Source organism: Pseudoruegeria sp. SHC-113 (assembly GCF_025376885.1).
Lineage (GTDB): Bacteria > Pseudomonadota > Alphaproteobacteria > Rhodobacterales > Rhodobacteraceae > Pseudoruegeria.
On record NZ_JAHUBR010000001.1, the window covers coordinates 2754195 to 2768454 of the forward strand.

13 protein-coding genes and 1 tRNA gene are annotated in these 14260 nt (G+C 64.8%); 11 read left to right on the forward strand and 3 right to left on the reverse strand.

Features of this window, described 5'->3' with window-relative positions; translation table 11 throughout:
• The first annotated feature begins 9 nt into the window (after nucleotides 1-9).
• Both KVX96_RS13505 and KVX96_RS13510 read left to right on the forward strand, forming a co-directional pair.
• Nucleotides 10-420 carry a VOC family protein gene (locus KVX96_RS13505; protein ID WP_261195041.1) on the forward strand — a complete coding sequence of 137 codons (411 nt, stop codon included), beginning with the start codon at nucleotides 10-12 and terminating at the stop codon, nucleotides 418-420.
• The gene (locus KVX96_RS13510; protein WP_261195042.1) at nucleotides 417-1349 is read left to right on the forward strand and encodes a 2-hydroxyacid dehydrogenase; all 933 of its coding nucleotides are present in this window, start codon (nucleotides 417-419) and stop codon (nucleotides 1347-1349) included. Before KVX96_RS13505 ends, KVX96_RS13510 begins: the two co-directional genes overlap by 4 nt.
• Before the next feature lie 168 nt (nucleotides 1350-1517).
• Here the strand turns inward: KVX96_RS13510 and KVX96_RS13515 are convergent, their stop codons facing one another.
• On the reverse strand, nucleotides 1518-2303 hold the full coding sequence (locus tag KVX96_RS13515) for an SseB family protein (protein ID WP_261195044.1): 786 nt from the start codon (nucleotides 2301-2303) through the stop codon (nucleotides 1518-1520).
• A complete protein-coding gene (locus tag KVX96_RS13520) occupies nucleotides 2290-2895 on the reverse strand; it encodes a uracil-DNA glycosylase family protein (RefSeq protein ID WP_261195045.1) in 606 nt (201 codons plus the stop codon). The genes KVX96_RS13515 and KVX96_RS13520 overlap by 14 nt, the downstream gene beginning before the upstream one ends.
• Nucleotides 2896-2992: 97 nt before the next feature.
• On the opposite strand from KVX96_RS13520, the gene KVX96_RS13525 reads away from it, so the two are divergent.
• The 7 genes from KVX96_RS13525 (at nucleotide 2993) to KVX96_RS13555 (ending at nucleotide 10265) form a co-directional block, all read left to right on the forward strand.
• A complete protein-coding gene (locus tag KVX96_RS13525) occupies nucleotides 2993-3352 on the forward strand; it encodes an ArsR/SmtB family transcription factor (RefSeq protein ID WP_261195046.1) in 360 nt (119 codons plus the stop codon).
• Complete coding sequence (locus KVX96_RS13530; protein WP_261195047.1) at nucleotides 3345-4379, forward strand: permease; 1035 nt, start codon at nucleotides 3345-3347, stop codon at nucleotides 4377-4379. Before KVX96_RS13525 ends, KVX96_RS13530 begins: the two co-directional genes overlap by 8 nt.
• A gap of 131 nt (nucleotides 4380-4510) precedes the next feature.
• A complete protein-coding gene (locus tag KVX96_RS13535; protein ID WP_261195048.1) occupies nucleotides 4511-5773 on the forward strand; it encodes a Na+/H+ antiporter NhaA in 1263 nt (420 codons plus the stop codon).
• A 216-nt stretch (nucleotides 5774-5989) separates the two neighbouring features.
• Nucleotides 5990-6643, forward strand: coding sequence for an ABC transporter ATP-binding protein (locus tag KVX96_RS13540; protein WP_261195049.1), 654 nt, complete (start codon nucleotides 5990-5992; stop codon nucleotides 6641-6643).
• A complete protein-coding gene (locus KVX96_RS13545) occupies nucleotides 6627-8273 on the forward strand; it encodes a capsule biosynthesis protein (RefSeq protein ID WP_261195050.1) in 1647 nt (548 codons plus the stop codon). Before KVX96_RS13540 ends, KVX96_RS13545 begins: the two co-directional genes overlap by 17 nt.
• A 323-nt stretch (nucleotides 8274-8596) precedes the next feature.
• A complete protein-coding gene (locus tag KVX96_RS13550) occupies nucleotides 8597-10036 on the forward strand; it encodes a phosphomannomutase/phosphoglucomutase (protein ID WP_409977127.1) in 1440 nt (479 codons plus the stop codon).
• Between the two features lie 154 nt (nucleotides 10037-10190).
• Nucleotides 10191-10265: transfer RNA gene (locus tag KVX96_RS13555), tRNA-Gln, on the forward strand.
• Nucleotides 10266-10322: 57 nt separating this feature from the next.
• On the opposite strand, the gene KVX96_RS13560 is transcribed toward KVX96_RS13555, so the two are convergent.
• Entirely contained in the window at nucleotides 10323-10832 is a 510-nt protein-coding gene (locus KVX96_RS13560) for an aggregation factor core (protein ID WP_261195052.1), read from the reverse strand.
• A 211-nt stretch (nucleotides 10833-11043) separates the two neighbouring features.
• Here KVX96_RS13560 and KVX96_RS13565 point away from each other — a divergent pair, with 211 nt between their 5' ends.
• Nucleotides 11044-12261, forward strand: a complete 1218-nt coding sequence (locus KVX96_RS13565) for a mandelate racemase/muconate lactonizing enzyme family protein (RefSeq protein ID WP_261195053.1) — start codon at nucleotides 11044-11046, stop codon at nucleotides 12259-12261.
• A 26-nt stretch (nucleotides 12262-12287) separates the two neighbouring features.
• Nucleotides 12288-14222 carry an ABC transporter substrate-binding protein gene (locus KVX96_RS13570; protein ID WP_261195054.1) on the forward strand — a complete coding sequence of 645 codons (1935 nt, stop codon included), beginning with the start codon at nucleotides 12288-12290 and terminating at the stop codon, nucleotides 14220-14222.
• The last annotated feature ends 38 nt before the right edge of the window (nucleotides 14223-14260 follow it).

A 14260-nucleotide genomic window follows, 5' to 3' on the forward strand; every position in this document is an offset into this window, starting at 1 on the left:
GCCCTGCCGATGTCCGTATTCCACTTTGCTTGCAACGTCACCGATCTGGACGAGGCCCGCGCCTTCTATGGCGGCCTGCTGGGCTGCGAAGAGGGGCGCAGCACCGAGACATGGGTGGATTTCGATTTCTTCGGGCACCAGCTCTCGCTGCATCTGGGCCAGCCCTTCGCCACCGCCAACACCGGTCATGTGGGCGAGCACCTCGTGGCGATACCGCATTTCGGCGTGGTGCTGGACAAGCCCGCGTGGGACGCGCTGGCCGAAAAACTCACCAAGGCGGGCGTGGCCTTTGAACTGGCCCCGGTCACGCGCTTTGCAGGCGAGCCGGGCGAGCAGAGCACCATGTTCTTCCGCGATCCTTCCGGCAATCCGATCGAGATCAAGGGCTTCGCCGCGAGCGCCGGGCTCTTCGCGCGATGATCAACGTGCTTTTCTCCGCCGGTGACGAGCGCTGGCCCGCCTATGCCGAGGCCCTGCCCGCCGCCTTTGCCGCTAAGGGGCTCAAGGTGAACTTGCACCGGGACCAGAGCAATCCGGCGGCGGTGGACTATCTTGTCCATGCACCCAACGGCACGGTCAGCGATTTTGCGCCCTTCGTGAACGCCAAGGCCGTGCTGAACCTCTGGGCCGGGGTGGAGAAGATCGTCGGCAACCCGACGCTCACCCAGCCGCTCACGCGTATGGTGGATGCGGGCTTGCAGGAGGGCATGGTGGAATGGGTCACCGGCCATGTACTGCGCTACCATCTGGGGATGGATCGCCAGATCATCGATCAGCGCCCGGTCTGGGAGCCCGTGGTGCCGCCGCTGGCGCGCAACCGCAGGGTGGTGCTGCTCGGGCTGGGCGAGCTTGGCACGGCCTGCGCGCAGGCGCTTGCGGCGCTGAACTTTCAGGTGATTGGCTGGAGCCGCCGCGCAAAGGACGTGCCGGGCGTCACCTGCCTGTCAGGCACGGAAGGGTTGAAGGCGGCGCTTACGCAGGCCGAGATCTGCGTGCTGTTGCTGCCCCAGACCCCGGCGACGGAGAATCTGCTCAACGCCGAAACACTCGCGCTGATGCCGCGCGGCGCTTTCCTGCTCAATCCCGGGCGCGGGCCTCTGATCGAGGATGCAGCCCTTCTGGCGGCGCTCGACAGCGGCCAGATCGCCCATGCCACGCTCGATGTCTTCCGGGTGGAGCCCCTGCCCGCCGATGATCCCTATTGGGCGCACCCCAAGGTGACGGTCACGCCGCATATCGCCTCGGAAACCCGCGCCGAGACGGCCTCGGAGGTGATCGCCGAGAACATCCGACGCGGCGAGGCGGGCGAGCCGTTCCTCTACGTGGTGGATCGCAGCGCCGGGTATTGAAGGCCCGGAACAAGGCCGCAGGCCGCCGGGCCAGCGGCGGACCGTCCCGGCGGTCTGCCGCTTTGGCAGGGCAAGCGCTACATTCGAAGCTTCTGCGGATTTGGCACGATAAAGGGCCCAGCACAGGCCGAACAGCGGCAGCCCACGGTCCTCCGCCGGTCCGGCTCGCTACGTCAAACGCGGCGGCTTGTCCGGATCCATCCCCGGCGCAGCCCCCGGCGTTTTCACAGACTCCTTGGGCAGCTCCGGCAGATCAAACCGCAGGCCCACGCGGGCGAGCTTGGCGCAGATCGGATCTGAGGCGCGGAAGAAGGCCACGTCCAGCCCTCCGGCCTCGATGCCGGAGAAGGTGAGCGCCTCGGCCACGGCGCGGGCGAGCGGATCTTCCGCCCCCGGCACCGGATCGACGAAGGCCAGCAGATGCCCCTGCCCGCCGCCCTCATAGGTGACTGCCGCCAGATAAGCGAAGCGCGCAAGCCCCGTGGCGGTGGCGAGTTTCGCGTCCAGCCCCGTCAGCAGCGCTTCCGGCAAAGCCCCCGGCGCGCGGACCTCTTCCGGGCGGGCTTGAAGCTCTTGCGGGGCCTGCGCGAGCGTGGCCTGCAACCAGTCCACCGCCGATGCCGGGATCAGGATCTCTGACGGGGCAACACCAAGGTTCACCCCCAACCCATAGCCCTGCCCGGCGAGCATCCCGCAGATCAGCCGGCCCGAGAGCGCGGCGAAAGGCGCGACACCGCCTGCGAATTCCGCCAGCCTCTCTTCGCGGTCGAAAACAACGACGAAAGCCCCCTGATCGGTTTCAAAGAGGCGCGGGGTGATCTGCTCGCCTTCGGCCTCGGCTTCCAGCAGCAGGTAAAGCTCGCCATCGGCCAACCGCTCGTAGAAGCGCAGCCGCGCGGCATCATCCTCGGGCGCGGCCTGCATGGCGGCATGGGCGGTATCAAGCGGGGTCATCCAGCAGGCTCCTGACGGTTGCGCGCAAGGCCGGCAGAACCTCGGCCTCGAACCACGGGTTTTTCTTGAGCCACCCTGTATTGCGCCACGAGGGATGCGGCAAGGCGAAGGCCTGCGGCGCGTGGTCCTGCCAGGCCGCCACCCGCGCCGAAACGCTGGCGCTGCCGCCCAGATGAAACCGATGCGCGTGCGCGCCGACAAGGATCTTCAGCCGGACATTCGGAAGGCTTGCCATAACCCGATCATGCCATGTGGCGCGGCAGAGGGGCGGCGGCGGCAGATCGCTGCCCGCCGCGTCGTAGCCGGGAAAGCAAAAGGCCATGGGCACCACGGCGATGCGTGTGAGATCGTAGAACTCCGCCTTATCCACCCCCATCCACTCGCGCAGGCGATCACCGCTGGCATCGGTGAAGGGGCGGCCCGATTCATGCACCCGCAGCCCCGGTGCCTGCCCGGCCACGAGAATGCGCGCCGTGCCACCCGGCGTGAACCACGCCACAGGGCGCGGCGTATGGGCGGTGTGGGTTGCCGCGAAACGGTCCGCACAGAGGCGGCAGGCGCGGATTTCGGCGTCAAGCGGGGTATCCTGCATGGCCCAGAGGTAGCCAGAGCCGCCACGTGCCGCAAAGAAAATCGAGCCCACAGCGATGACGCTTGCTTTATTTCGATATTTCTAGAAATATAAAACAATGAGCAACGAATCCCCCTTCCCCGCCTCCTCTGGCACGCTTCCGCTGGAAATCGCGGCCTCGACCTTTGCCGCGCTCGGCTCCGAGCAGCGCCTAGCGGTGCTGCGCACGCTGGTGCGCGCCGGGCCGGACGGCCTTTCCATCGGCGATCTGGGCGCACGCTGCGGCGTCACCGGCTCCACGCTGACCCATCACATGAAGATCCTCGCGCAGGCCGGGCTGGTGAGCCAGTCCAAACAGGGCCGCTCCATCATCTGCGTCGCCGCCGCCTATGACGAGATGCGCGCGCTCTCCCAATTCCTGCTGTCTGAATGCTGCGCCGATTGCGCCACCCCTCACGAGGCCCACGCCCATGACTGACCTGCCCCACCCGCCCCGCTCCCCGCTCGAAGCGCTGCGCCGTACCGACAAAGCCTGGCTCGCGATCGTGCTGATCCCGCTGGTCCTCGCGGTGCTCGACCGGGAACAGGTCGGCCCGACGATCCGCTTCGCGGTGGAGGCGCTTGGCCATACCGGCATCTTCATCGGTTTCGCCGTGCTGGCCGTGGCCTACCTGAAAGCCACCGGCGCGGAGGCGCTGCTGGCCAAGGCTTTCGAGGGCCGCGAGGTGCGGATGATCTTCTTGGCCGCGCTGCTTGGAGGGCTTTCGCCCTTCTGCTCCTGCGAGGTGATCCCCTTCATCGCCGCCCTGCTGGCCGTGGGCGCGCCGCTTTCGGCGGTCATGGCCTTCTGGCTGGCCTCGCCGCTGATGGATCCGGCCATGTTCCTGATCACCTCCGGCACGCTGGGCTTTGACTTCGCGCTCGCCAAAACGGGTTCCGCCGTAGGCCTTGGCCTGATGGGCGGCTTCACCGTGATGGCCTTCGCCCAAAGCCCCGTCTTTGCCGATCCGCTGCGCCAGCAACCGGTGAAACAGGGCTGCGGCTGCGGCACGAACCCTTTCACCGGCAAGCCGCACTGGGCCTTCTGGAATGAGCCCGCCCGCCGTGCCACCTTCCGCGACACCGCCTTTGAGAACGCGCTCTTCCTCGGGAAGTGGCTGCTGCTGGCCTATATGATCGAAGCGCTCATGCTGCACTATGTGCCCGCAGAGATGATCGCCACGGTGCTGGGCGGTAGCGGGCTGCAGCCGATCCTGCTCGGCGCGCTCGTGGGGGCTCCCGCCTACCTCAACGGCTATGCTGCCGTGCCGCTGGTGGACGCGCTTCTGGCGCAAGGGATGAGCAATGGGGCGGCCATGAGCTTCGTGATCGCGGGCGGCGTCAGCTGTATCCCTGCGGCCATCGCCGTCTGGGCGCTGGTGAAACCGCGCGTATTCTTCGCCTACCTCGGCATCGCCATGGTGGGCGCCATGCTGGCCGGGATCGGCTGGGCCGCCATCGCCTGACACGGCCAACCGCCGCAAATGCACCGCCGCGCGCCGTGCCGGCGGTGCAAACTGTTGCCCAAACCGAAAACTCGGATCATGCTGAGTTTCGGGAAGAGAACAAGCGGAACACTCCGCACGGGATGGGCAGCATGTACAGGGTCTGGAATTTCGTCACCAACTACTCGCTGCTCCTGATCCTCGGCGCATTGTTCGCCCTGATCTGGGCCAATATCGACGCCCACAGCTACCATGCCTTCGTGGAGTTCGTGCTGATTGACGATTTCTTCATCGGCCACGCCCATACCGACGATCATGGCCATGTCCACCGCACCCTGACGCTGCACTATCTGGTGAACGATGTGCTGATGGCCTTCTTCTTCGCCATCGCCGCGAAGGAGGTCTGGGAGGCGATCATCCTGCGCAACGGCTCGCTGCGCGGCAAGAAGGCCGCCACACCGCTTTTTGCCACGGCAGGCGGGATGTTTGGCCCGATTGCCGTCTACCTCGGTATCGCCACTTTCCTTGGCTCCGATACCTTGAGCGCGGTGAGCCGGGGCTGGGCGATCCCCACGGCGACCGACATCGCCTTCTCCTACCTCGTGGGGCGGCTGGTGTTTGGCGCGGGCCATCCTGCGGTGCGCTTCCTGCTGCTGCTGGCCATTGCCGATGACGCTGCCGGGCTGATCATCCTCGCCGTCTTCTACCCGACGGGCGATCTCGCGCCGCAATGGCTGCTGCTTTCGCTCGGGGCCTCTGTCGCGGTGTTCCTGCTGTTCAACTGGCTGCCGCGCCGGATGGATCGGGGTGATCAGCTGCGCAGCCATTCCACCCGCGTGCGCAAGCTGCTTTCGTACTGGCCCTATGCCGTGGCCGGGGTGCTCAGCTGGTACGGCTTCCAGCAGGCCGGGCTGCACCCCTCGCTCGGGCTTCTGCCGGTGGTGCCCGCCATCCCCCACGCCGACCGCGCCTTCGGCATTTTCTCGGAGGCCGAAACCCACCTGCACGATCTGCTCAACGACATCGAGCACATGCTGAAACACCCGGTGGAGATCATCCTTTTCTTCTTCGGCCTGCTCAACGCGGGCGTGGAGTTTTCCGCCATCAGCGCGCCGACGTGGCTCGTGCTCTCGGGCCTGCTGATCGGCAAACCCTTCGGCGTGCTGCTCTTTGGCTGGCTGGCCGCCAAGCCGTTCGGGCTGGGCTTGCCGGCGGGCATGCGCACGGTGGATCTTTTCGTGATCGGCTGCGTGGCCGCCATCGGCTTCACCGTGGCGCTGTTCATCGCCTCCGTGGCCTTCCCCGCAGGCGCGGTGCAGGACGCCGCCAAGATGGGCGCGCTCTTCAGCTTCGGTGCGGCCATGATCGCCATCGGGGCGGGGCGACTGTTCAGGGTTCAGAAACAACACCTCTAAAGGGCGGGGATTTTCGCCACATCGTTTCCCCTTTTTGGACATTATCCCCCGCTAGGATGACGCCTAGCCACGGGAATTTGCCTTCCGGCTGCGGCATTTGACTGTCCTTTGCCCTCGGCATCGGCCATAATATGCGCAAAATGGCAGGCTAAAAGGCCCGTTAAGAAGTGTTTGTTTCAAGCACCTGGCCAGCACAGGCGAGATCAAGGCATCGGGATGCTCGAATTCGATAATGTCAGCAAGTCCTTCTGGACCGGGGAACAGCACAAGGTGATCCTTGATGATGTCTCTTTCCGCGTGGAGCTGGGGCGCTCGCTGGGCATCCTTGCCCCCAACGGCACGGGCAAGACGACGCTGATCAACATGATGGCCGGGCTGGAAAAGCCTGACAGCGGCGAGATCCGGCGCGGCTGCCGCATATCCTTCCCGCTGGGGTTCATGGGGGGCGTCTCCAACCGGCTCTCGGCGGTGGAAAACTCGCGCTACATCGCCCAGCTCTACGATCTGGATCCCGACTACGTGGAGGCCTTCTGCCGCTGGCTCTGCGGGCTGGAAGAATATTTCGATATGCCGGTGGGCACCTATTCCTCGGGCATGAAGGCGCGGTTTTCCTTCGCGCTGCTGCTGGCACTAGAATTTGACATGTACCTGATCGACGAGGGCATGCCCGCCACCACGGATGTGGAATTCAACCGAAAGGCCGGGAGCATCCTGCGCGAGCGGCTGCGCAACACCACGATCGTGGTCGTCTCCCACTCCCCCGAAACGCTCGAGCAATACTGCCGATCGGCCGCGGTGCTGCGCAATGGCCAGTTCCACATGTTCGACACTCTGGAAGAAGCGAAGCGGCTCTATGACTACCAAGCCTAAAGCGAAGAAATTCCGCATCCGCCGCCCGGCCCCGCAGGCCAGCGCCGCCCAGCCCACGCCCGCCAACTCCCAGACGGCGGCGCCCAAACCGGATGCGCCGCAGGCAGGCGGGCAGCCTCAGGCCCAAGCACAGGCCAATGCCGGGGCCCAGCCACAGGCCCAATCCGGCGAAGTGAGCTCGGCGCGCGAAGTGAACACCGAGCAGGAAATCATGGCGATCCGCAAGGAAGGGCTCACCGGGCGTCAGCTGCGCATGGCCCGCCGGGTGGCGCAGAAACATGGGCTCGCCCCCACGTCCGATTTCGACGCGGTGCGCCTTCTGCGCGCCCAAGGGATCGATCCGTTCCAGCGCACCACGGCGCTGGATCTCGTGACGCAGGAACAGGGCGGTGGCGGTGGCGGCCAGCCCCCGGCGAACCTGCCCCAAACGGTGCCGCAACCCGGCAACAACCTGCCCAGCCCCGAGCTGGCCCCGGCGCAATCGCGCGAACGCGAAATCCGCGACATCCAGCGCGACATCGTGCGCCGCCGCCGCCGCCGGATGGGGCTGCTGGCCACGCGGCTGGCCTTCTTCGTCGGCCTGCCCACGTTGATTGCGGGCTACTATTATTACAACATCGCCACCCCGATGTATGAGACGAAATCGGAGTTCGTGATCCAGAAGACCGAAGGCCAGGGCTCGACCTCCCTGGGCAGCCTATTCGCCGGCACGGGCTTTGCCGCCTCGCAGGATTCGATCACCGTGCAGAGCTATCTGGAAAGCCGGGACGCGATGCTGCGGCTGGATCAGGATCTGGCCTTCAAGGCCCATTTCAGCCAGCCCTCGATCGACGCGATCCAGCGCCTGCCCGCAGGGGCCACGCGCGAGGATGCCTATAAAGTCTACAAAAAACGCGTGAAGCTCGGCTACGATCCGACGGAAGGCATCATCAAGATGCAGGTCTCCGCCGCCGATCCCGAGATCAGCGCGGAGTTCTCCCGTGCGCTTCTGGGCTATGCCGAACAGCAAGTGGACGAGCTGACCCAACGCCTGCGCGAAGACCAGATGCGCGACGCCCGCGCCAGCTACGAGAAGGCCGAAGAAGAGATGCGCATGGCCCAGCGGCGCGTGATCGATCTGCAGGAGCAGTTCAAGGTGATCAGCGGCGATGTGGAAGTCTCGCTGCTGACCAACCTGATCTCGACGCTTGAACTTGAGCTGACGCAGGAGCGGCTGAACCTGCGCGAGCTGATGTCCAACCCGCGCCCCAACCCGGCCAAACAGGCCCCGCTGGAACGGCGAATCCAGAACCTTGAGGAAGAAATCGCGAACTTGCGCAGCCAGCTGACCGAAGGCCAGGGCGGCAGCCTGTCGCTGGCGCGCATCAGCAGCGAGTTGGCCGTGGCAGAAACCGATCTGCAGACGCGCACGCTGCTGCTGCAACAAGCCCTGCAACAGCTCGAAACCGCCCGCGTGGAGGCCAACCGACAGGTGCGCTACATTTCGCAGGGCGTCAGCCCCATCGCGCCCGACGAGGCCACCTATCCGCGTGCCTTCGAGAACACGGTTTTGGCCTTCCTGATCTTTGGCGGCATCTACCTGATGATCTCGCTCACCGCCGCCGTTCTGCGCGATCAGATCTCGTCCTGAAGCGTTTCGGATGGAACTGACACATCGTGCATAGCTTTTCGCGTTCGACCGAAGGGAGAGGCAGCGAAGAAGCGATTCAAGTTTCATCTGAAACGCGGTAGCGCGCAAAACTGCCCAAGCCTGCGGCAAGCGCGACTCTTTCAAGCAAAAATGCAAAGCCCCCATGGGCTTTGCCCTTGAATTCATGTCATAGTCTCATCGTAAATTGCCGGTAAGCCGGCCTTTGCCGATTTGTTTTTTGAACTGAACCCAAGTGAGTTTTGACATTGCAAAAACCCGTCGCCACCGTGGCCCCGAACACCTGGAGCTTTCTGCGTGACCCGATGATCACCCCCACGGGCTTTCGTGAATACGATGCCCGCTGGCGCTTCCCCGAAGAAATCAACCTGCCCGGCATGACAGCCCTCGGCCTTGGCCTCGGCACCCAGATGCGCCGCCGGGGCATCGATCCGGTCATCGCCGTGGGCAACGACTACCGCGATTATTCGCTCTCGATCAAACTGGCCCTGATCCAGGGGCTGATGCGCGCCGGCATCGCCGTGAAGGACATCGGCCCGGCGGTCTCGCCCATGGCCTATTTCAGCCAGTTCCACCTTGATGTGCCTGCCGTGGCCATGGTCACCGCCTCGCACAACCCCAACGGCTGGACAGGCGTGAAGATGGGCTTTGAGCGCCCCCTTACCCACGGCCCCGACGAGATGGCCGAGCTGCGCGACATCGTGCTTTCGGGCGATTGGGAAGAAGTGCCCGGCGGCTCCTACGAATTCGTGGAAGGTGTCAAGGAAGCCTACATCGAAGATCTCGTGGGCGATTTCAAAATGAGCCGCCCGCTGAAAGTCGTCTGCGCCACCGGCAACGGCACCGCCGCCGCTTTCGCACCCGAGATTTTCGAGCGCATCGGGGTGGAGGTCGTGCCCAGCCACACCGAACTGGATTACACCTTTCCCAACTACAACCCCAACCCCGAGGCCATGGAGATGCTCCATGACATGGCCGACAGCGTGAAAGCCTCCGGCGCCGATCTGGCGCTCGGCTTTGACGGTGACGGCGATCGCTGCGGCGTGGTAGATGACGAGGGCGAGGAGATCTTCGCCGACAAGGTGGGCGTGATCATGGCCCGCGATCTCTCCAAGCTGTACCCCAACTCCACCTTCGTGGCGGATGTGAAATCCACCGGGCTTTTTGCCTCGGACCCGGAGTTGAAGGCCAATGGCGTGAAGGCCGATTACTGGAAAACCGGCCACAGCCACATGAAGCGCCGGGTGAAGGAAATCGGCGCGCTGGCGGGGTTTGAGAAATCCGGCCACTACTTCCTCGCTGAGCCGGTGGGCCGCGGCTACGACTGCGGCATGCGTGTCGCCGTCGAGATCTGCAAGCTGATGGACCGCAACCCGGACATGAGCATGTCGGACCTACGCAAAGCCCTGCCCAAGACCTTCTCCACCCCCACGATGTCGCCCTATTGCGCCGACACCGAGAAATACGCGGTGCTGGAGCGGATCGTGGCAAAGCTGGTGGCGCATGCAGAAGCCGGCGGCACGATCGCCGGGCGTAAGATCGCCAATGTGGTGACAGTGAACGGCGCGCGCGTGATTCTGGACAACGGCGCCTGGGGGCTCGTACGGGCCTCCTCCAACACGCCCAACCTCGTGGTGGTCTGCGAAAGCCCGGAAAGCGCCGAGGAGCTGAAACAGATCTTCACCGAGATCGACGGCTTCATCCGCACCGAGCCCGCCGTGGGCGACTACGACCAGACGATCTGAGGCCACGGCCTCCCAAGGCCCCCTGCCCGACCACCCCGCAAGAGCGCCGGTCGGGTCCCTGCGGGGGCCGCCAAAAAAGTGAAAGCCCCGCCGCATTTTTTGTGGTTTGGGGCTTGCACCCACCGGGGCGGAGCCGTAAATACGCGCTCACAGTTGGGGTGTAGCCAAGCGGTAAGGCAGCGGTTTTTGGTACCGTGTACCGTAGGTTCGAATCCTACCACCCCAGCCACATCTCCCTATCAGCACGATCACACGCCTGAGCGTCCAGCGCACGTCTGGCTGATGCTCAGCACGGTGCCTGAGCCAGTTCGGCCGTGGCCTCCGCAGTAAACACAGCCGTGTCAGAGGCTTGCGCCGACAGGTGGGAGACCGTCGCCCCGGTAATCTCGGCCCCCGAGACGGTGATCGCGCGGGCGCCGAGGGTGTCGTCTACGTCAATCGTAAAGGCGATCACGCCGCCCGGCGGCAGGTCGGTGATCTTGAGTTCGAGCTGATCCTGCCCGTCGGTCACCTGCGGCAGCGCTGCAAGGGCGCTTTGCCCGCGTACCACTTCGAACGGCTGGAAAACTTCCACACCGGCCCCGCGCCCTGTCACATCGAAGATCAGCCCACCGGCGGATAGGGACAGATCAAGCGTCAGGGTGCTGGCCCCGATGGCGCAGCTGCCTTCGTTGCGGATTTCGAACCGGTCTTTCGGCGCGCCTTCGACAAAACGCACAAGCAGCCCGGCCTGCGCGGCGGTGCCCAGACAGGCCAGCGTAACGGCCGTGAAAACGGTGGTGAAGCGGTTGAGCATAACGGAGTCTCCCTGATGTCCCTGTAAAGACTACGGCGGCAGCGCGCTTTCGGATCAGATCCGGCCGCCTGTGCCTCTCCTTGCGCCACCGCGATGCGCCGTAGCGATGCTTCCCTGTTCGCGCCCCTCAAACATCATATTAAATTATAATGTACGATTTTTGTTTTTCGTGTATGTATACGTCATGCCTGATTCACTTAAAGAGGGTCCCGTGGCCACGCCAACCCCAGTTTCCGCCCGACACTGCACCCCCCAGCCCGACCCCGAGGCGCGCCGGGCAGCGATCACCGCGATAGAGCCGCTGCTGGCGCGGGTGGGTGGGCGCAACCAGTTACTGGTGCGCGTCGAAACCGAAGACGGGCTGGTGGGCTGGGGCGAGAGCGGGCTCTCCTCGCGCGAAACCGCCGTGGCCGCCGTGATCACCGATTTCGCCCGTTTCCTGCTAGGGCAGGATTCCCGCCGCATCGGGCGGATCTGGCAACAGTGCTACCGCAGCCAGTATTTCGAAGGCGGGCGCGTGCTGACGGCGGCGCTCTCGGCGATCGACATCGCCCTGCACGATCTGCTGGGCAAGCGGCTCGGCGTGCCGGTCCACCAGCTTCTGGGCGGCAAGCAGCGCGACGTGGTGCCCACATTCGCAAGCTTCCTCGCCACGACGGATGCACAGGCCGTCGGCGCCACGCGCCAACTGGTGGAGGCCGGCTGGGATTGCGTGCGCATCTACCCGGACGGCTTCAACGGCGACGGCAGCTTCGATCCCCGCGCCTCGCTGGGCCGCACCGTGGAGATCCTCACCCTGCTGCGCAAGACTTTCGGCCGTGGCCTTTGCCTCGGCATCGATCTGCACCACCGCTATTCTCCTGCCGAAATCGCGAGCCTGTGCAACATGCTGCCCGCGGGCGTGCTGGATTTCCTCGAGGAGCCGATCCGCTGCGAAAGCCCAGAGGCCTATGCGGCGCTGCGCCAGATGACGAGCATTCCCTTCGCCGTGGGCGAGGAGTTCGCCTCCAAATGGCAGGCCGCCCCTTACATCGAACAGGGGCTGACCCAATACATGCGGCTCGACATCTGCAACATCGGCGGCTTCACCGAGGCGATGAAGATCGCCGGCTGGTGCGAGCGCCATTACATCGACCTGATGCCGCACAACCCGCTCGGCCCCGTCTGCACGGCCGCCAGCGTGCATATGTCGGCAGCCGTGCCGAATTTCTCATGGCTTGAAACCCGGCAATCCCCGGTGGAATCGCTCGGCTTCCACGATCCGCATCTCTTCCCTACGCAGGTGAGCCTGGAAGGGCCCGTCTACCGGGTGCCCGACGGCCCCGGGCTTGGGGTCGAGGTGAACGAGGCCGCCATTCGCGCCAGCGTGCCGGAACATGCGGAATGTCCGCATCTGGTCCGGCCCGATGGCTCCGTCACCAACTGGTGACACCCCTAACCCGTAAAGGAGGAGATATGGGTTACTTCAGAAAAGCGCGCGCCGCGCTCACAACCGGCGCAAGCGTGGTGGCCCTGGGCCTTGCCACGCCGCTTTGGGCCGCAGACTACGCCGAGGCCCCAATGTTGGAGGCGCGTGTTGCGGCGGGCGAGTTGCCGCCGCTGGAGGAGCGCCTGCCGAAATCTCCACTGGTGTTCGAAACCGTGGAAAGCATCGGCACCTATGGCGGCACAATGCGCCGGGCCATTCTCGGCGGTGGCGATCAGCACAATATCGTGCGCGTGGTCGGCCATGAGAACCTCGTGCGCTGGAGCGTGGACTGGACAGAGATCAAGCCGAACATCGCTGAAAGCTGGGAAGTGTCGGAAGATGCCACCACCTTCACCTTCCGCCTGCGCGAGGGCATGCGCTGGTCCGATGGTGCGCCTTTCACGGCCGATGACATTATGTTCTGGTACGAGGTCTTCTCCGATCCGCGGCTGACGCCTTCCAAACATCCGATCTACGTGGGGCCGGAGGGGCCTGTCGAGGTCAGCAAGATCGACGATCTCACCGTCCGCTTCACCTTTGCCTCGCCCAACGGGCTGTTCATCCCCAACCTCGCCTATGGTTTTGGCTATTACCCGGTGAACTACCCCAAGCACTACCTGAGCCAGTTCCACGCCGATCATAACCCCGACGGCATTCAGGCGCTGATCGACGCCGAACCCGCCGCCGACGACTGGACGGCCCTGTTCCAGCTGAAGGCCGGCCACATGCATACGCCCGCCTTCTGGCAAAATCCGGACCGCCCGACCCTGCATCCGTGGAAGCTGCAGAACGCCTATGGCGCAACGGACCGGCTTGTCGCGGAGCGCAACCCCTACTTCTGGAAGGTGGATGCCGAGGGCAACCAGCTGCCCTATTTCGACGCGATCACATGGGATCAGGTGGAAGATCCCGAAACGATCCTGCTCAAGGCCTTCAACGGCGAGATCGACTACATGAACCGCCACCTGGGCCGCCCGGCCAACCGCGCCATCCTGGCCGACAACGCAGAGCGCGGGAAGTATCGCTTCTTCGACACCAATGATCTCCCCTCCAACGGCGCGATCCTGATGCTCAACCTCAACAACCCCGATCCGGTGAAGGCCGAGATCGTGGGCAACAAGGATTTCCGCATCGGGCTGAGCCATGCCGTCAACCGACAGGAGATCATCGATCTGATCTACCTCGGCTCCGGCCGCGCCGCCCAAACCGCGCCGCAGCCTGTTTCGCCGCTCTACAACGAGCGCATGGCGACGCAGTTCACCGCCTTCGATCCCGCGCTCGCCAATGAACACCTCGACAAGGTGCTGCCCGAGAAGGACGCCGACGGCTACCGGCTCGGGCCCGACGGCAAGCGGTTTTCGCTGGTGTTCATGGTGGCCGATGTCTTCGGGGCGCAGTTTCCCGACGTGATGGAGCTTGTCGCGCTCTATGCCGCCGATGTGGGGCTGGATTTCCAGATCCGCATGAGCGACCGCGCGCGCCTGCAGGAGCTAGCGGTCTCGTCGCAGCATGACGCCTACATCTGGAACTGCGCCGGCGGCCAATCCGACGCCTATACCTCGCCCGAATGCTACCTGCCCTTCGGCACCGCCGTTTACTGGGCTCCGGAATGGGCGAAATGGGGCGTGGACCCAAGCACCGGATCCGAGCCGCCGGAAGCAATCAAGGCGCTGTTTGATCAATATGACCTGGTCAAATCCGCCCCCACGGCTGAAGCGCGCAAGGCCGAAATGGAAGCGTTGCTGGAGCTTTCGGCCGATCAGTTCCTGACCATCGGCCTCGTGCAGAGCGATCCGGCCTTTGGCGTGGCCCGCACCAATGTGCGCAACGTGCCTGATCCGCTGCCGATCTCGGGCCAGCTCTGGTATCCGTCGCCCTACGTGAGCCAGATGTATTACGAAGGCGGCAAAGCCCTGCCATAGGCGGCTGCCACGCCGGCCCGGGCATCCTCCCCGCCCGG